At 64.6% G+C, this 17,038-nt stretch carries 17 protein-coding genes; 6 read left to right on the top strand and 11 right to left on the bottom strand.

Annotated features, from left to right (window positions below):
• Window positions 1–86: 86 nt before the first annotated feature.
• The 4 genes from QCE88_RS10775 to QCE88_RS10760 are packed head-to-tail and all read left to right on the top strand — an operon-like array spanning window position 87 to window position 3,361.
• Window positions 87–1,283: an acyl-CoA dehydrogenase family protein gene (locus QCE88_RS10775; protein WP_309901686.1), complete on the top strand. Its 1,197-nt coding sequence runs from the start codon at window positions 87–89 to the stop codon at window positions 1,281–1,283.
• Window positions 1,284–1,293: 10 nt separating this feature from the next.
• Window positions 1,294–2,424 carry an acyl-CoA dehydrogenase family protein gene (locus QCE88_RS10770; protein WP_309901684.1) on the top strand — a complete coding sequence of 377 codons (1,131 nt, stop codon included), beginning with the start codon at window positions 1,294–1,296 and terminating at the stop codon, window positions 2,422–2,424.
• A gap of 20 nt (window positions 2,425–2,444) precedes the next feature.
• Window positions 2,445–2,903 (top strand): MaoC family dehydratase, encoded by a 459-nt coding sequence (locus QCE88_RS10765; protein WP_309901682.1) that lies wholly within the window; start codon window positions 2,445–2,447, stop codon window positions 2,901–2,903.
• A complete protein-coding gene (locus tag QCE88_RS10760) occupies window positions 2,900–3,361 on the top strand; it encodes a MaoC family dehydratase (protein ID WP_309901680.1) in 462 nt (153 codons plus the stop codon). Before QCE88_RS10765 ends, QCE88_RS10760 begins: the two co-directional genes overlap by 4 nt.
• On the opposite strand, the gene QCE88_RS10755 is transcribed toward QCE88_RS10760, so the two are convergent.
• The 7 genes from QCE88_RS10755 to QCE88_RS10725 form a co-directional block, all read right to left on the bottom strand.
• Entirely contained in the window at window positions 3,362–4,576 is a 1,215-nt protein-coding gene (locus QCE88_RS10755) for an acyl-CoA dehydrogenase family protein (RefSeq protein WP_309901678.1), read from the bottom strand. It lies immediately after the preceding gene.
• Between the two features lie 20 nt (window positions 4,577–4,596).
• Window positions 4,597–5,670 carry a phosphotransferase gene (locus QCE88_RS10750; RefSeq protein WP_309901676.1) on the bottom strand — a complete coding sequence of 358 codons (1,074 nt, stop codon included), beginning with the start codon at window positions 5,668–5,670 and terminating at the stop codon, window positions 4,597–4,599.
• 26 nt (window positions 5,671–5,696) lie between these two features.
• Complete coding sequence (locus tag QCE88_RS10745) at window positions 5,697–6,422, bottom strand: histidine phosphatase family protein (RefSeq protein ID WP_309901674.1); 726 nt, start codon at window positions 6,420–6,422, stop codon at window positions 5,697–5,699.
• Between the two features lie 3 nt (window positions 6,423–6,425).
• Window positions 6,426–7,214, bottom strand: a complete 789-nt coding sequence (locus tag QCE88_RS10740; protein ID WP_309901672.1) for an oxepin-CoA hydrolase, alternative type — start codon at window positions 7,212–7,214, stop codon at window positions 6,426–6,428.
• Window positions 7,211–8,752, bottom strand: a complete 1,542-nt coding sequence (locus QCE88_RS10735; protein WP_309901670.1) for a 3-hydroxyacyl-CoA dehydrogenase — start codon at window positions 8,750–8,752, stop codon at window positions 7,211–7,213. Before QCE88_RS10735 ends, QCE88_RS10740 begins: the two co-directional genes overlap by 4 nt.
• A gap of 97 nt (window positions 8,753–8,849) precedes the next feature.
• Window positions 8,850–10,028 (bottom strand): pyridoxal phosphate-dependent aminotransferase, encoded by a 1,179-nt coding sequence (locus QCE88_RS10730; protein WP_309901668.1) that lies wholly within the window; start codon window positions 10,026–10,028, stop codon window positions 8,850–8,852.
• A 95-nt stretch (window positions 10,029–10,123) separates the two neighbouring features.
• Window positions 10,124–10,639, bottom strand: a complete 516-nt coding sequence (locus tag QCE88_RS10725) for a putative toxin-antitoxin system toxin component, PIN family (RefSeq protein ID WP_309901666.1) — start codon at window positions 10,637–10,639, stop codon at window positions 10,124–10,126.
• 56 nt (window positions 10,640–10,695) lie between these two features.
• On the opposite strand from QCE88_RS10725, the gene yaaA reads away from it, so the two are divergent.
• Together yaaA and QCE88_RS10715 are read left to right on the top strand one after the other, a co-directional pair.
• A complete protein-coding gene (yaaA, locus tag QCE88_RS10720) occupies window positions 10,696–11,475 on the top strand; it encodes a peroxide stress protein YaaA (protein WP_309901663.1) in 780 nt (259 codons plus the stop codon).
• A 47-nt stretch (window positions 11,476–11,522) separates the two neighbouring features.
• Complete coding sequence (locus QCE88_RS10715) at window positions 11,523–12,668, top strand: M14-type cytosolic carboxypeptidase (protein ID WP_309901661.1); 1,146 nt, start codon at window positions 11,523–11,525, stop codon at window positions 12,666–12,668.
• Window positions 12,669–12,778: 110 nt separating this feature from the next.
• Here QCE88_RS10715 and QCE88_RS10710 read toward each other — a convergent pair whose 3' ends face one another.
• The 4 genes from QCE88_RS10710 to QCE88_RS10695 all read right to left on the bottom strand — a co-directional run bounded on the left by QCE88_RS10710 (window position 12,779) and on the right by QCE88_RS10695 (window position 16,491).
• A complete protein-coding gene (locus tag QCE88_RS10710; protein ID WP_309901659.1) occupies window positions 12,779–13,345 on the bottom strand; it encodes a BspC domain-containing protein in 567 nt (188 codons plus the stop codon).
• A 191-nt stretch (window positions 13,346–13,536) separates the two neighbouring features.
• On the bottom strand, window positions 13,537–14,211 hold the full coding sequence (locus tag QCE88_RS10705) for an energy-coupling factor ABC transporter permease (RefSeq protein WP_309903514.1): 675 nt from the start codon (window positions 14,209–14,211) through the stop codon (window positions 13,537–13,539).
• A 68-nt stretch (window positions 14,212–14,279) separates the two neighbouring features.
• Complete coding sequence (locus QCE88_RS10700; RefSeq protein ID WP_309903512.1) at window positions 14,280–15,089, bottom strand: response regulator transcription factor; 810 nt, start codon at window positions 15,087–15,089, stop codon at window positions 14,280–14,282.
• A gap of 187 nt (window positions 15,090–15,276) precedes the next feature.
• Complete coding sequence (locus QCE88_RS10695; RefSeq protein WP_309901657.1) at window positions 15,277–16,491, bottom strand: DUF2863 family protein; 1,215 nt, start codon at window positions 16,489–16,491, stop codon at window positions 15,277–15,279.
• Window positions 16,492–17,038: the final 547 nt, after the last annotated feature.

The following is a 17,038-nucleotide window of genomic DNA, read 5'->3' as shown; positions in this document are numbered from 1 at the left end:
GCGGGTCATGAACTTTGCAGCGGACCGGAGATGCGCAGACGCGCCCACTCCGGCCGGGTTCTGCATGGGACCGGAGACAAGCGCGCATGGACCTCAGTTACTCGCCTTCCGACGACGCCTTTCGCGTCGACATCCGCACCTGGCTCGAAGCCAACCTCCCGCGCACGCTGCGCGACAAAGTCCTCCATCACAAGCGTCTGACACGCGACGATTACGCGAGCTGGCACCGGCTGCTCGGCGCGCGCGGCTGGTCGGCTGTCGCGTGGCCGACTGAATACGGCGGCCCCGGCTGGAGCGTGACCCAACGTCATATCTGGGACGAAGAGTGCGCCCGCGCGGGCGCCCCTTCGGTGCTGCCGTTCGGTGTGTCGATGGTCGCGCCGGTGCTGATGAAATTCGGCAGCGTCGAACAGCGCGCTTACTACCTGCCGCGCATTCTCGATGGCACCGACTGGTGGTGCCAGGGTTATTCGGAACCCGGCGCGGGTTCGGACCTGGCTTCGCTGCGGACACGCGCGGAACGTCGCGGCGATCACTACATCGTCAACGGCCAGAAGACCTGGACCACGCTCGCCCAGCACGCCGACATGATGTTCTGCCTCGTGCGCACCGACCCCGACGCGAAGAAACAGGAAGGCATCTCGTTTCTGCTGATCGACATGAAGGCGCCCGGCGTGACCGTGCGCCCCATCATCACGCTCGACGAAGATCACGAAGTCAACGAAGTCTTCTTCGAGGACGTGCGGGTGCCGGTGTCGAACCGCGTCGGCGATGAAAACCGCGGCTGGACGTATGCGAAGTATCTGCTCGGTCACGAGCGGACGGGAATCGCGCGGGTGGGGCAGTCGAAACGTGAATTGCAGTGCCTGAAGCGGCTGGCGCTGGAGCGTACGCAAGGCGGCAAGCCGCTGCTGCATGATCCGTTGTTCGCCGCCAAGGTGGCTGCGCTCGACATCGAGTTGATGGCGCTCGAAGTGACGGTCCAGCGCGTGGTCGCAAGCGAGGCGGGCGGGCAGGGGCCGGGGCCCGAGGCATCGATGCTGAAGATCAAGGGCACGGAAGTGCAGCAGGCGTTGACCGAACTGATGGTCGAGGCCATCGGCCCGCAGGCTGCCGCGTTCGATCCCGCGTTCCTCGAAGGCGAGCGCGCTCACAGCCTCACCGGCGACGACAATGCCGCGCCGCTCGCCGCGTACTACTTCAACTTCCGCAAGACATCGATCTACGGCGGCTCGAATGAGATTCAAAAGAACATCATCGCGCAGATGATCCTGGGACTCTGAGGAGCGGCGCATGGACTTCACTTTCAGCGACGAACAGCAGCAATTTCGCGACGCGCTGCGCCGTTATCTCGACCGCGAATATCCGTTCGATGCGCGGCAGAAAATCGTGGCATCGGCGGCGGGTGTCGATGACAGGCACTGGCGCGCGTTCGCCGAACTGGGCGTGCTCGCGTTGCCGGTGCCCGAGGCACAGGGTGGTTTCGACGGCAATCCCGTGGACATGCTCGTGGTGATGCAGGAGCTGGGGCGCGCGTTGGTGGTCGAGCCTTACTGGGCCACGGCGGCCGGCATCGAGGCGTTGTGGCTCGGCGCGCGCGAGGGCAGTGCGACAGCGACGGCGTTGCTCGAACGCGCGGGTCGCGGCGAGATAAAGCTGGCGGTTGCATTCAACGAACCGCACGCGCGCTACGACCTCTTCGACCTGCGCACCGTCGCCACGGTGGACGGCGACACCTTCACGCTCACCGGCACGAAGTCGATGGTGCAGCACGGCGCGCAGGCCGATCACTGGATCGTTCCGGCGCGGCTGGATGGTGAAGTGGCGCTGTTCATCGTCGGGAAGGAGGCGGCGAACGCGCGCATGACGGAGTACCGCACCATTGACGGACAGCGCGCCGCCACCCTCGTCTTCGACCACACGACCGCTACGCGCCTCGGCAACCGCGAGACCGGCGCGGCGACGCTCCAGCGGATCGCCGACCACGCGTGCTTTCTGCTCTGCGCCGAAGCGCTCGGCGCGCTCGATGCGCTGCATCTCGCCACCGTCGCCTATAGCCGCGAACGCCAGCAGTTCGGCATGCCGATCGGGCGCTTCCAGGCGTTGCAGCATCGCATGGTGGACATGCTGATCCACATCGAACAAGCGCGTTCCATCACCTATCTGGCGGCCGCGCATATTCAAAGCGACGATGCTGACCGTCGCGCCCAGGCCATCAGCGCCGCGAAGGCGCGCGTGGGACAGGCCGCGCGTTTCGTCGGCCAACAGGCGGTGCAACTGCACGGCGGCATGGGCGTGACGCACGAACTACCGGCGGCGCACTGGTTCAAGCGGCTCTCGATCATCGAGACGACGCTCGGCGATGTCGATCATCATCTCGCGCGCTTCGCTTCGTTGCGCGCGTTCTCCATGACCGAAGACTGACATGCAGCGAGGAGACAGACATGAAATACGCCTATGAAGATTTCGATATCGGCAGCGCGGTGGTGCTGAGCGCGCATACCTTCACGCGCGAGGAGATCGTCGGCTTTGCGGAGCGTTACGATGCGCAGCCGTTCCATTTGAACGAAGCGGCGGGCGAGGCCTCGCACTTCGGCGGACTGGTCGCGAGCGGCTGGAACACCTGCGCCGCGATGATGGGCATCCTGGTGCGCGACATGGTCGGCGATTCGACCTCGATGGGTTCGCCCGGTCTCGACAACATTCGCTGGCTCAAGCCGGTGCGCGTCGGCGACACGGTGCGGCTGACGGTGCGCGTGCTCGACAAGCGCGTATCGAAGAGCAAGCCGGATCGCGGCATCGTGCAGACGCGCTGGGAAGCGCATAACCAGCACGGCGACCTCGTGCTGACCGTGGATTCCGCCGCGCTTTTCGGCCTGCGCCAGCCGGCGACCGGCGCATGAGCGTCGCCTCGTTGAAGAGCGCAGCGGACGTGTTCGCGGCAGCGGGTACCGCGCGCTATGTGAGCGAATGGATCCTGATCGATCAGGCACGTGTGAACCGCTTCGCCGACGCCACGGACGACCATCAATGGATCCACGTCGATTCGGACCGGGCCGCACGCGAGTCGCCATTCGGCGGCACGATCGCGCATGGTTTCCTCACGCTGTCGCTGGTGCCGATGTGGCTCGCGCAGTGCGTGCCGCTCGCCGCGCGCGTCAGCGTCAACTACGGGCTGAACCGTGTGCGCTTCATGTCGCCGGTGCGCGTGGGTAGCCGGCTGCGTGCGAGCTTCGAGGTAGAGCAGGCGAGCGAAGTCGAACCGGGCGGCGTGCAGGTGACATGGCGCGTGACGGTGGAGTGCGAAGGCGCCGACAAACCCGCATGCGTCGCGGCATTCATCACGCGCCACGCGTTCTGACTACGCGAGCTTGCCGAACTCCAGCTTGGCGATGGCGTTGCGATGTACTTCGTCGGGGCCGTCTGCAAGCCGCAAGGTGCGCGCCGATGCATACGCGTAGGCGAGCGGAAAGTCGTCGCTGACGCCACCCGCGCCATGCGCCTGTATGGCCCAGTCGATGACCTGGCACGCCACGTTCGGCGCGACCACCTTGATCATCGCGATCTCGCCGCGCGCGCCCTTGTTGCCGACGGTGTCCATCATGAAGGCGGCCTTGAGCGTCAACAGTCGAGCTTGTTCGATCATGATGCGCGCCTCGGCGATGCGCTCCTGCGTCACGCCATGTTGCGCGATGGGCTTGCCGAAGGCCACGCGTTCGAGCGTGCGTTTCGTCATGAGTTCGAGCGCGCGTTCCGCCAGGCCGATCAGGCGCATGCAGTGATGAATGCGTCCGGGTCCGAGCCGTCCTTGCGCGATCTCGAAGCCGCGGCCTTCGCCGAGCAGCAGATTGCCGGCGGGCACGCGCACACTTTCCAGCGTGATGTCCATGTGGCCGTGAGGCGCGTCGTCGTAGCCGAACACGTGCAGCGGCCGATGCACGGTGACGCCTTGCGAATCGGCGGGCACGAGAATCATCGACTGCTGTGCGTGTTTCGGTGCATCGGGATCGGTCTTGCCCATGACGATATAGATCTTGCAGCGCGGATCGCCCGCACCCGACGACCACCACTTGTGACCGTCGATCACATAGCTGTCGCCGTCGCGCACGATGCTGCACCGGATGTTCGTCGCATCCGACGAAGCCACTTCCGGTTCGGTCATCAGGAACGCCGAGCGGATCTCGCCGCGCAACAGCGGCCCCAGCCATTGGGCCTTCTGCGCGTCGGAACCGTAGCGCTCGATGGTTTCCATGTTGCCGGTATCGGGCGCGCTGCAATTGAACACTTCCGGCGCCCACGGCACGCGGCCCATGATTTCGCACAGCGGCGCGTATTCGAGATTCGTGAGGCCCGCGCCGCGTCCGGACGACGGCAGGAACAGATTCCACAGACCCTCGGCGCGCGCACGTTCCTTGAGCGATTCGATCAGGCGCGTCGGCACCCAGGCATTGCCCGCCGCGCGATTCGCCGCGACTTCCTCGGCGTAAGCGCGTTCGTTCGGATAGATGTGCGCGTCGAAGAAGGCCAGCAACGTCTCGCGCAACGCTTGCACTTTGGTCGTGTAATCGAAGTTCATCGATGGTGTCTCCCGTTTGGTCAGCGGCCGACTTTCTGCGCGTACTGCCAGGCGAGTTCCGCCATTGGCCGGGCGCGTTGTCCAGCGTCGATGGCCTGCGCGCTCGCGGCGGTGCCATCGACGACGCGCTTCATGATGCCCTGCAGGATCGCGGCAATGCGGAACATGTTGTAGGCGAGGTAGAAGTTCCAGTCGCCTTCGATCGCGAAGCCGGTGCGTTCGCAGTAGCGCTGCACATAGGCGTCTTCGTCGGGAATGCCGAGCGCGGCCCAGTCGAGTCCCGCGATGCCGCGAAACTGCGACGGGTCCACATGCCACGCCATGCAGTGATAGGCGAAATCGGCGAGCGGATCGCCGAGCGTCGAGAGTTCCCAGTCGAGCACCGCGAGCACGCGCGGTTCGGTCGCGTGAAAGATCAGGTTGTCGAGGCGGAAGTCGCCGTGCACCACGCTCACGTGCGGTTTCACGGTGTGTGGCACGTGTTGCGGCAGCCAGTCGATCAGGCGGTTCATCGCGTCGATCTCGCCGGTCTGCGAAGCGAGATACTGCTTGCTCCAGCGTCCGATCTGCCGTTCGAAGTAATTGCCCGGCTTGCCATAAGCGGACAGTCCGGCGGTGTCGACATCCACCGCATGCAGTGCGGCGATCACGCGGTTCATCTCGTCGTAGATCGCGCCGCGCGCCTCGCGCGACAGACCCGGCAGCGACGGATCCCACAACACGCGGCCTTCGACATAGGCCATCACATAGAACGCGCGGCCCATCACGCTTTCGTCCTCGCACAGCGCGAGCATGCGTGCAACGGGCACGTCGGTCGCGGCGAGGGCGTCCATCACGCGGTATTCCCGCTCGATCGCATGCGCCGACGGCAGCAGCTTCGCCGCTGGCCCCGGCTTCGTACGCATCACATAGCTGCGTTGGGGCGTGATGAGCTTGAAGGTGGGATTGGACTGCCCGCCCGCGAACTGCTCGACCGTGAGCGGGCCGTCGAAGCCATCAACGTGCGCTGCGAGCCACGCGGCGAGCGCGCCGGTGTCGAAGCGCTGCTGTTCCTGCACGGGACGCGTTCCCTCGAACGCGGAGTAATCCTGCATCGTCTCCTCCGGGTTGCGCGGCGCCGTCAGGTCATGTCGTCGGCCTTGTAGCGGATGAATTGAGCGTAGAGCAGTTCCATCGTCGTGTTGCGCACGTCGGCGTGCAGCGGCGATGGCGGCGCGTGATTGATCGCATGCACGACCCAGTCGCCGGCCTTCTCGCCGACATCGAGCGCGTTGATGCAGCCCGTTGCCTGCGACAGATGCCCGAAGAACGCGCGTCCGCCGGCCGTGATCGCGTGTGACAGCAGCGCGCGATTGACGCCGCCGTGCAAGACGAGCAGCACCGTGTCCCACGAGGGATCCGCGCGCAGTCGCGCGACGGCGGGCAGCGCGCGATCCAGCAACTGGCCGATGGTTTCGCCCCCGAGGAACTGCGTGTCTTCGGGCACGACGCCATCGAACACCGAGAGAAACGCCCGCTCGATATCGGCGGTGGTCAGGTCCTTCAGTTTGCCGCCGCGAATCTCCTGCCAGTCGGGCCAGGTTTCGATAGCGATCTGCTGGCCGGTTTCCGCGAGCACGCGTTGGGCGGTCTCGACCGTACGCGGCAGCCCGCTCACGATCACCCGGTCGAAACGCACCTGCTGCGCGGCGAATGCGCGGCCCGCCGCACGGGCTTCCTCGCGTCCGCGTTCATTGAGCGGCACGCTTTCCGGATCTATCGCGCGGCCGCTGTCGTCGAAGTAGGTGACGTCGCCGTGACGCATCAGGAAGATGCGGCGCCGCCGTGGCAGCTCGTAGTGGGCCATCGTTCAGCGGTAGTTCGGCTGGCGCTTGTCGAGGAACGCGGTGATGCCTTCGAGCGCGTCGCCGTGATGAAGCGCATCGACAAAACTGTCGCGTTCCATGTCGAGATGCGCGGGCAGCCCTTGCGTCTCGGCGGCGCCGATCAGCGCTTTGATGCGCGCCAGCGCTTTCGGCGAGACGCTGCCGAGATCGTCGGCCCAGGCGATGGCGGCATCGAGTGCAATGCCTTTCTTCGTCAGCCGGTTGACCACGCCCACGTCATGCAGCCGCACGGCGCCGATCGGCTTCGCTTCGAGCAGCACTTCGCTTGCGAGCGTGCGCGGCAACGCGCGCGCCAGGAACCACGATGCGCCGCCGTCCGGCGTCAGGCCGACACGTGCATAGGACATGACGAAGCGCGCGTCGTCGGCGGCGACGATCAGGTCGCACGCGAGCGCCAGCGAAAAGCCCGCGCCGGCCGCCGCACCTTCCACGGCCGCGATCACCGGCTTGGTCGACGCGCGCAGCGCGCTGATCCATTCGGCCAGCAAGTCGATGCTTTCGGCCTGCACCGACGGATCCTTCGCGCGGTTCTCGAGCAGACGGTTCAGATTGCCGCCCGCGCAGAAGAAGTTGTCCGCGCCGGTCAGCACGATGGCACGCACGCTCGCATCGCGTTCGGCAGCGTTCAATGCCTCGATGCCCGCCGCGTACATGTCCGGATGCAAGGCATTGCGCGCGCCCGGATTGGAGAGCTTCAGCACCAGCGTGGTATCGCTGCCGGCCGGCCGGGATGTCAGTAGTTCGGCGCTCATCCGAGCTCCTCGATATGGGTAAGCGGAAGTCCAAGCTGGGCGCGCCGCGTGAGCCACGGGGAAGGGCGGTAGCGCGGATCGCCCAGCACGCTGTGGATGTTGCGCAGGATCGTGAGCACGGTATGCGCGCCGAGCGTGTCGCCGAGCGCGAGCGGACCGTGCGGATAGCCGAGCCCGAGCGTCACCGCGAGATCGATGTCCTCGGGCGTCGCGATGCCCTGTTGCGCGATGTCGCAGCCGATGTTCACGATGGTCGCGACGACGCGTTGCGCCACGAAACCGGTCGAGTCGCGGATCACGCTGACCGGCACGCCATCGACGGCGAACAGCGCGTGAGCGGCGTCGCGCATCGCGGGCGTGGTGGCGGGCGTCGTCATGACGGTGCGGCGCGCGACGGTGTCGAGCGGGAACAGCGTATCGACGGCGACGACGCGCGTGGCGTCGAGATGTTCGTTGATGGCGGTGGTGGTGGCATCCACACCAAGCGGCGTGACGACGATCAGCGAGTCGGGCGCCGGGGTATGACCGGTGTCGAGATGCACCGAGCAGTCGCAGCGCGCGATCAGCTTCAGCACCTGCTCGCGCCCGGCGGGCCATGCGCGGCTGATCCACACCCGGGTGGGCAGGCGCGTGGGCGCGGCGGCTTCGGGCGGCACCTCGGGCTTGCCGTCGACATAACGGTAAAAGCCTTCGCCCGTCTTGCGTCCGACCAGTCCGCCCGCGAGCCGCGTGGCCGTGATCGGCGACGGCCGAAAGCGCGGTTCCTCGTAGAACTGGTGGTAGATCGACTCCATCACCGGATGCGACACATCGAGCGCGGTGAGATCGAGCAGTTCGAACGGTCCGAGCCGGAAGCCCGCCTGCTCGCGCATGATGCGGTCGATGGTCGCGAAGCTCGCGACGCCTTCACTTGCCACGCGCAGGCCTTCGGTGTTCATGCCGCGCCCGGCGTGATTGACGATGAAGCCCGGCATGTCCTTCGCGCGCACCGGCGTGTGACCCATGCGGCGCGCGAGCGCCATCAGCGCATCGCCGGCCTGGGCGTCGCCGCGCAGGCCGTCGATCACTTCCACGACGCGCATCAGCGGCACCGGATTGAAGAAGTGGAAGCCCGCGACGCGTTGCGGATGCGCGCAGCCCGCGGCGATCGCGGTAATGGACAGCGAAGACGTGTTGGACGCCAAAATGCAGCGCTCGCCGACGACGGCTTCGAGTTCGCGGAACAGCCCGCGCTTGATGTCGAGATTCTCGACGATCGCCTCGATGACGGCGTCGCAGCCAGCAAGTTCGCGTACATCATGGGCCTCGCGGATGCGCGCGAGCGCCGCGTGTGCGTCGGCTTCCTTGAGCTTGCCCTTGGCGCTCAGGCGAGCGAAGGTATCGGACAGATAGGCACGCGCGGCGGCGAGTGCCTGCGGATTCGTATCGTGGAGCAGCACGTTCAGGCCGCCGAGCGCGGCGATCTGCGCGATGCCGCGTCCCATCGCGCCGCTGCCGACAATGCCGAGCGTCTCGATGCGGTATTCGGGTTGACTCATGATGCGGTTCGGCTCCTTCGGAAGTGGACCACACAGACCCGCGCGGCGCCGCGCCGGGCGAGCCGTTCAGCGGCGCGCGGCGGACCGCGCGCCCTTGTTAGAGCCGGGCGAGCCGTTCGAGCGCAAGCGCGAGCGTCTCTTCCTTCTTGGCGAAGCAGAAGCGCACGACGCCCGATTCATGGCTCTCGTGATAGAACGCCGACACCGGAATCGCGGCCACGCCGATCTCGCTCGTGAGCCATTGCGCGAACTCGGCTTCGGGCAGGTCGCTGATTTTCGAATAGTCGACGCACTGGAAATAGGTGCCGTCGCAAGGCAGCAGCGAGAAGCGCGAGTTCGCCAGGCCGGCGCGGAAGAAGTCGCGCTTTTGCTGATAGAAAGCGGGCAGTTTGAGGTAGGGCTTCGGGTCTTCGAGATAATGCGCGAGGCCGATCTGCATCGGCGTGTTGACCGTGAACACGTTGAACTGATGCACCTTGCGGAACTCGGCGGTCAGTGCGGCGGGCGCCGCCACATAGCCGATCTTCCAGCCTGTCACGTGAAAGGTCTTGCCGAAGCTCGACACGACGAAGCTGCGCTTGGCCAGCTCCGGATAGCGCGCAACGCTTTCGTGCGGCGCGCCGTCGTAGACCATGTGCTCGTAGACTTCGTCGGACACGATCAGCACGTTGGTGCCGCGCACGATGTCTTCCAGCTTGCGCATGTCCTCGGCGCGCCAGACGCGGCCGGTCGGATTGTGCGGCGTGTTGATCATGAGCAGGCGCGTCTTCGGCGTGATCGCGGCGGCGATCTTGTCGAACGGCAGCGCATAGTCGGGCGCCTCCAGCGACACGAACACCGGCTTGCCGCCCGCGAGTTCGATCGACGGCACGTAGCTGTCGTACATCGGCTCGATCACCACGACTTCATCGCCCGGATGCACGCAGCACAGCACAGCCGTCAGCAGCGCCTGCGTCGCGCCCGCGGTCACCGTGATTTCACGGTCGGCGTCGTAGGCGCGGCCGTAGAGCGCTTCGATCTTGCGGGCAATCGCCTGGCGCAGCGGCGCCGCGCCAGCCATCGGCGGATATTGGTTGTGACCCTGACGCATGGCGTCGGCCACGGCGTCGACGATGCGTGCGTCGCAATCGAAATCGGGGAAACCCTGACCGAGATTCACCGCGCCTTTCTGCGTCGCGAGCGCGCTCATCACGGTGAAGATGGTCGTGCCCACGTTGGGCAGGCGCGACGGGAAGGCATCGGGTGAAGCGGGCGGCAGTTCGTGCGTGGCGTTCATGGTCATGTCGGCGGGTAGGTCGCGATATGGAATGCAGATGCGGAAAGCACTGTGAAGCGCGTGTGCACGCTATTTTAGTGCAGCGTCAGTCTATGTCAGCCAATGGCCGCGGCTGCTTCGAGTTCCTGGACGAACGGCCTGGGTTCCGCGATTCGGAAGCCGAAATCGCGTGCCACGCGGCGCGCGAGCTTCAGCACCGCCCGATCCTTCGAGACGAGCCAGTGCGCACCGGACGCATGCGCGAGTTCGAGGAACTTCTGGTCGTCGCGGTCCTTGCACTTGGGCAGCGGGGGCGCGTCTTCGGCCAGGTTCGTTTCGACGAGCGTCGCCAGGCGCGCAACGGTCGCGAGCGCCGTCGCCGCGTTCACTTCCATGCGCACGAACTGCGGATAGTCGAGCACGTGCGTGAGTTCCCTGAGACAGCGCCGGTCGATCAGCGCTTCGAGCGTGCGGGCTTCGAGGGCCGCGTGGATCGGGCGCGTGGCGGGGTCGTCGAACACGAGGATGTCGATCCATACGTTCGAATCGAGCACGACGCGCAGCGGCGACGGCGGCGATAACGGCGGCGTTGACTGCGACAACTGCGGCAGCGGCGCGGCGGAATGGTCCATTCGATACAATCTGGGGTTTATGCCTATGATCGCCGGCGGCGTGCCGGCGAGCCTCCATGATAATCGTTCTCTCGCCTGCCAAATCGCTCGACTACGAGACGCCGCCTCACGTCCGCAAACACACGTTGCCGCAATTCGTCGATGACGCCGCCGAACTGATTCACGGCCTGCGCAAGCTGTCGCCGCAGGAGATCGGCGGCATGATGAGCATCTCCGACCCGCTCGCCGCCCTGAATTTCCAGCGTTTCGCGGAGTGGTCGACCACCTTCGATACGCACAATTCGAAGCAGGCCGTGCTCGCCTTCAATGGCGATGTGTACGAAGGTTTCGCCGCCAGGAGCCTGTCCGCGAGCGACCTCGACTTCGCACAGAATCACGTGCGCGTGCTGTCGGGTCTGTACGGGCTGCTGCGGCCGCTCGATTTGCTCCAGCCATACCGGCTCGAAATGGGCACGAAGTTTCCCAATGCGCGCGGCAAGGATCTCTACGCCTTCTGGGGCGAACGCATTACGGCCGCGCTCAACGAGCAGCTGCACAAGCAGCGCGGCGCGCGCGTGCTGGTGAATTGCGCGTCGGGCGAGTATTTCAAGTCGGTCAAGCCGAAGCAACTGGCCGCGCCGGTGGTCTCGCCCGTGTTCGAGGACTGGAAGGGCGGCCGCTACAAGATCATCAGCTTTCACGCGAAGCGCGCGCGCGGCCTGATGGCGCGTTATGCGGTGGAGAACCGTATCGACCAGCCCGAAGCGCTCAAGGATTTCGACAGCGAAGGCTACGCGTTCGACGCGAAGGCATCGAACGATTCGACTTATGTGTTTCGCCGGCGCATCGCGGACTGAGCCCGACGCCCGCAACGACGCGAACACGATAGCAAAAGGACACCACCATGAGCATCTTCATCTCGAGCAACTTCGACGCGGGCGCGATCGACGTCCTGAACGCCGACGACCCCGCCGACATTCGCCTGCGCATTCGTCCGGACACGCAGGCGGACTTCGCGCAGTGGTTCTACTTCCGGGTGTCGGGCGCGCGTGGCGAGCGTCTCGTGATGACCTTCGAGAACGCGGCACAGTGCGCGTTTCCGGAAGGCTGGCGTGACTACGAAGCGGTCGCGAGCTATGACCGCGTGAACTGGTTCCGCGTGTCGACGGAGTACGACGGGAAGGTGATGACGATCGATCACACGCCCGACTTCGACCGCATCTATTACGCGTATTTCGAGCCGTACAGCGAGGAGCGTCATTCCGAATTCCTCGGCGCGGTCCAGCAGATGCCGCTCGCGACGCTGACGGAGATCGGCAGTTCGGTGCAGGGCCGGCCGATGTCGATACTCTCGCTCGGCATCCCCGATTTCGGCGATGCGCCGCCGAAGAAGACCATCTGGATCATCGCGCGCCAGCATCCGGGCGAGACCATGGCCGAATGGTTCGTCGAAGGGCTCGTCAAGCGGCTGGCGGGCTTCGGCGACTGGTCGGGCGATCCGGTGGCGCGCGCGCTGTTCGAGCGGGCCATCTTCCATATCGTGCCGAACATGAATCCGGACGGCAGTGTGCTCGGCAACCTGCGCACCAACGCGGCGGGCGCGAATCTGAACCGCGAGTGGATGGAGCCGAGCGCCGAGCGCAGTCCCGAAGTGCTGGCCGTGCGCGAGGCGATCGCGGAGATGGGCTGCGACATGTTCTTCGACATCCACGGCGACGAGGCCATTCCGTATGTGTTCGTCGCGGGGTCCGAGATGCTGCCCGGCTTCACCGAACGGCAGGCAGCGGAGCAGAAAGCCTTCGTGCAGTTCCTCAAGCAGGCGAGCCCGGATTTCCAGGACGTCCATGGCTATGAGGCCAGCAAGTATCAGACGGATGCACTCAAGCTGGCGTCGAAGTACATCGGCAACGAGTACGGGTGTCTTTCACTGACGCTCGAGATGCCGTTCAAGGACAACGCCAATCTGCCGGACGAGAGCGTGGGCTGGAGTGGCGCGCGCAGCGCGGCGCTGGGTGCGTCGATGTTGCAGGCCATCCTGTGGCATGTGTAGGCGTTTGCGGGATAAGGTGTGCTTGTGGGTTCATACGCAACAGGGCGTGGTCATATCGCATGACCACGCCCTGTTCGTTTGACTTGGGCTTCGGTTGCCGGCAATGCAGCCTAGTGCTTCTTGCTGCTTTTCCTGGTCGACTTCGTCTTCGACGTGCTCTTCTTGCCCGATGACTTGGTCTTGGCGCCGTGCTTGGACTTGGTGCTGCGCGTGGCGTGCGATTGCGGACGCAGCGGCGGCACGGGATCGTTCCAGCCGAACGCCAGCAACTGGCTGCCGACATACCCGCACCGGAACTTCAATGGTGTGGGGTTGCGTTCGTCGCTCTTCGGCATGCCCTGACCTTCGACCGTCACGACGTTGTCCACCTTGATGCGCTGCTTCTTCTCGTCGAAGGAATCGTTCCACGGCTCGATGCCGGAGTGCGAGGCATCAAACGACTCGGGAGGGAACTCGACGTGGTCGAACGCAGTGGACGTGCTGGCGATGAAGTTGCCGTGCGCGGCGCAGTCCGCCACGAGCGGATTGGCGTTGAAGTCGATGACGAAGTGGTGAATCAACTCATTGCGTTCGTCGAGCGTATCGGCAAAGGCGGACACCCCGCATGCCAACGACACGCATACCGTCAACCGGCCGACGAGCCGCAGCAGCCGGCGCGGTGCGTAGTTACTATCCATCAGGTCAGACGCTAAGAAGACACGGCCAAGTAAGATGCGCCGTGTGGGGAAGGAGTTCAATCTTATCGTACTTTGCGCGCGTTCCCATCATGAGCGGTCTGAAATGGAGCGAACCAGACCGTACGCAAGCAAGCTCGAGCTCAGTGAAAAAGCTCAATGAAAAAGCTCAATGAAGAAGACGGCGACGAACCTCAGACGCGCGGACCGCGATCCAGCCGATAGCGGCGCACGTCATACGTGGTGATCCAGGCGGGCTTGTAGACCGTAATGAGGATGGTGAGCAGGCCGGTGAAGAGGGCCTCGCCCGCGCCGAGCAGGAAGGAGCCGCGCATGAACGCGGCGGGTACGACAAAGGGACCGGTGGCCAGCGCCATCTCGAGCAGCACGGTGGCGCCGCATGCGGCGGCGACCGCTGCACCCGACGTGATGAACCCATGACCCGCAATGAACGTGAAGAGGTTGCGCGGCAGCCATGCATTGCTCAAGCGATGAAGCAGCGTGGATACGCCCACGGGCAATGCGCCGAACAGCAGATAGGTGGTCGCGACGTTGAGCCATGAGGCGTCGAGCACGACGGCGGCGAGGCCAGTGGTTGCCGCCGTGCCGATCAGCGCGAGCCGCCAGTCGAACAACGTGACCATGAGGGTCGCGCCGAGCAGATGGATCACGGGGCCGTCGTCGAACCACGCGTTGCAGGCCCATAGCACCGTAACGGCCACGATGGTGCCGAGCCAGACGTGCTGTAGCGTGGCGTCCTGCAGACGCGTGAACGGACGCTGCAGGACGGCAAGCGCGATCAGACCAGCGGCGGCGACCCAGCTGCCAACCGTCAGCCACAGCGGTAGCGGTGTGTAGAAGAACCCCATGTCTTGCATATTACTCGTTGCGCGTGAAACGTGTGCGCAAAGGACGGACCCGTTTGCACGCTTTTTTCCTAGAACGGCGATCGCGGCTCCGCGGCCATGGGCAGCGAGGCTGGATCGAGGTCAGTCATTGAAGGATAACGTTTGCGCGAGCGCCGCAACGGGATGATGCCGGGTTCACCGGTCACAACGGGCATGGGCTGCTCGCCGAGGTCGCGCAGAATGGCGAGGTGCGGGTTCTGCACGCCGTTGTAAATGGCGACGGCCGCCGCGCGATTGCTTGCGCCGAGTTGCTGGAAGATGCTTGCAAGGTGAATTTTCACAGTGCCCTCGCTGATGCCCAGCGTCTTGGCGATCATCTTGTTGGTGCTTCCCATATGGACGCAGCGCATGATCTGCTGCTGTCGCGGCGACAAGGTGGGATGGTGCCGGACCTTGAGCAACTGTTTCTCGACCACTTGTGCGCGCCGCGCCGCGATTTCGCGAGTGAGATCGGGATCGACGATATCTGCGGGGATGTAGTGGCCGCCCATCAGCACCATCTCGAGCGCGCGCAGGATCAGCGCGGGGTCGAGCGCCCGCGGCACGATGCCCATGGCGCCGGCGTTCATCAGCGAGTACACGAGCGCCGCACTGCACCGGTCGATCATCACGGCGGCGGGCACGCGCGGGACTTCGTCCAGGATGGCCTGCAAGTCGTAGGCGCGCAGGTCCGATGTCCAGTCGATCATGATCATGTCAGGGCTGGTGCGCAGCAGTAGCGAACGAGCTTGTCTCCAGTCCTTCGCCTCGTTGAACTGCGCTTGACGAGCGATACGGCGCAGCAAGGTTTTGAGGCCCGCGCGGCGTTCTGCGTCGGAACCGATGATATTGATATTCATGCTTGACCTCGTGTCAAAAATGCCCCGTACGCGCCTCCGCGCCGGGTTTGTTGTCGCCGATATCGCAGGCGTTTCGGCAATATTGACAAATTCCGGGCCGTTCCGCCCCCTATCCGAATGGCATAGGCATAAATACACAAAACCCCGCACAGGGCGGGGTTTGTTGAGCTTTTTCAGTTGCTTGGCGTCAGTGGAAGTGAGGCTGCGCGGGTTCGGCGTCCTCGGGCATCTCGGCGTGAACGATCTCGCCGAGCGGGTCTGCGTAGAGCGGCACGCCGCAGTCGTCGCAGAACTCGGGCTCGAAGCGCCCGGCATGACGGCGCACGTCCGTCACGCCCGCCTTCTTCAGCAACTCGACGATCTCCTCGACCGGACCGTTCGCGCCTTCGAGTTCGGCGGTGTCGTCTTCCATGCCGAGTTCGCCGTTCTCGCGGCCATATAGCGGCCAGACCACACCATAAATCACGTCATTGCTGCCACGACGCGTGAAACCGATGCGGTACTCGTCGATGCGTCGCTCGCCAAACCCGGCGATGACCGCGCGCAGATCCTGCGGCGCGGTCCCGAGCGTATCGAAAAGATAGCGGACGGCGGTGCGCACGGTATGCGGGCGAACTTGCTCGTCGGCATCGCGGCAGGCCGAATAGTAGGCATCAGGCAGCAAGCACTCGAATTCGCAGCCCGGAAGAATGGTGGCGAAGCTCGGACCACCTTGCGTCGTCCACTGTTCGAGGCATTGTCCTCGTTCGACCCGGCTACCGTTATCGTCTTCCTGCCAGCGAAAGAATGCGGCACCCGACGGCACCACGAGCAACGCGAGCAGAAAGCGCGGATCGGCCAGGATCGGGGAGGTTTCGGGAAGATCGGCAAGGTTCAACCGGATGGTCGCGCCGCCCAGGGCGCCTTGCAGCAGTTGCTGCGCGAGCCGGGCCGTGTCGACATGATGGCGCGGCAACTGGTCGATGCTGTACAGATAGGGCGCCACGGCGACGCGCACGTCCGCGGCGAGAATGTGCGCCTGCATTTGCGTGCGCAGGGCGTCGACGGCATCGCCCTTGAGCGCGCCCGACGGAATGGCATAGCGCGTCCAGGCAAGCACCGGGGCTGCGATCAGGAGCGCTTCGTGGGGCGTGCCGTCGATGTCGATGGAGAACGACTCGCTGTGCGTCTCGGCCATGTCGGCGAGTGCGCCATACGCGTCGGGATGATTCTGCTGAAGGTGATCGAGCGCGGCATCGAGCGTGGTCTGATTGCCGTTGCGCACGAGCTTGGCGATGAGCGTGTCGAGGCGGGCTTCCCAGAAGCGATCCTCGACGCGGCTGCCGGACGCGAAGAGCGCGAGGGAGAGGCTGACGAGCTTGTCGGCGTCTGGGGGAATACGTTTGGCGATTCGCGAGCGCATATCGGTACTGGAATGAGTTAGTGCGGTGAACCTTTGATTGTAGTCGCTCCGCCGCGGCTTTTACCGCTGGCCGTTTGGGTAACGCCGGGGCAGGGGACGGGAGGCTTGAACAGACGCGCACGATTTTTTGCAATGTCCCCTTGCGCTTCTCGAGGCGGCTAACTAGAATTCCGTTCCTTCGCGATTCGATGAACGCGAAGGGAGCGGGAAAGGCGGTTTGAAGGGGCGTTGTGGAGCAGGTGGTTGAATGCTTCGAGCGCGGTTGGCGAGAAAGAAAGTTCGAATTTCTTGTTGACAGACTTCAAAACGTTGTTCATAATCTCGTTTCTCTGCTGCTGATGCAGCGACGCAAGACGGAAGTGAAGTGGTTCTGTTCTGCGATGTGCTCTTTAAAAACTAACAGCCGATAAGTGTGGGCGCTTGATGCGAGTGCGGCCGGTTCTTTGAGCCGGAATAGCAAAAGTATCAAGAGTCTCACACGAAGTATCAGAGGAAGGTTTTTGTCTTAGGACATTAATCATCGTCAGTACGTTGAGTGAGCGACCGG

The organism is Caballeronia sp. LZ035, assembly GCF_031451175.1.
GTDB lineage: Bacteria > Pseudomonadota > Gammaproteobacteria > Burkholderiales > Burkholderiaceae > Caballeronia.
Note: the sequence above shows the minus strand (reverse complement) of the source record. Positions and strands in the feature narration are given on the sequence as shown.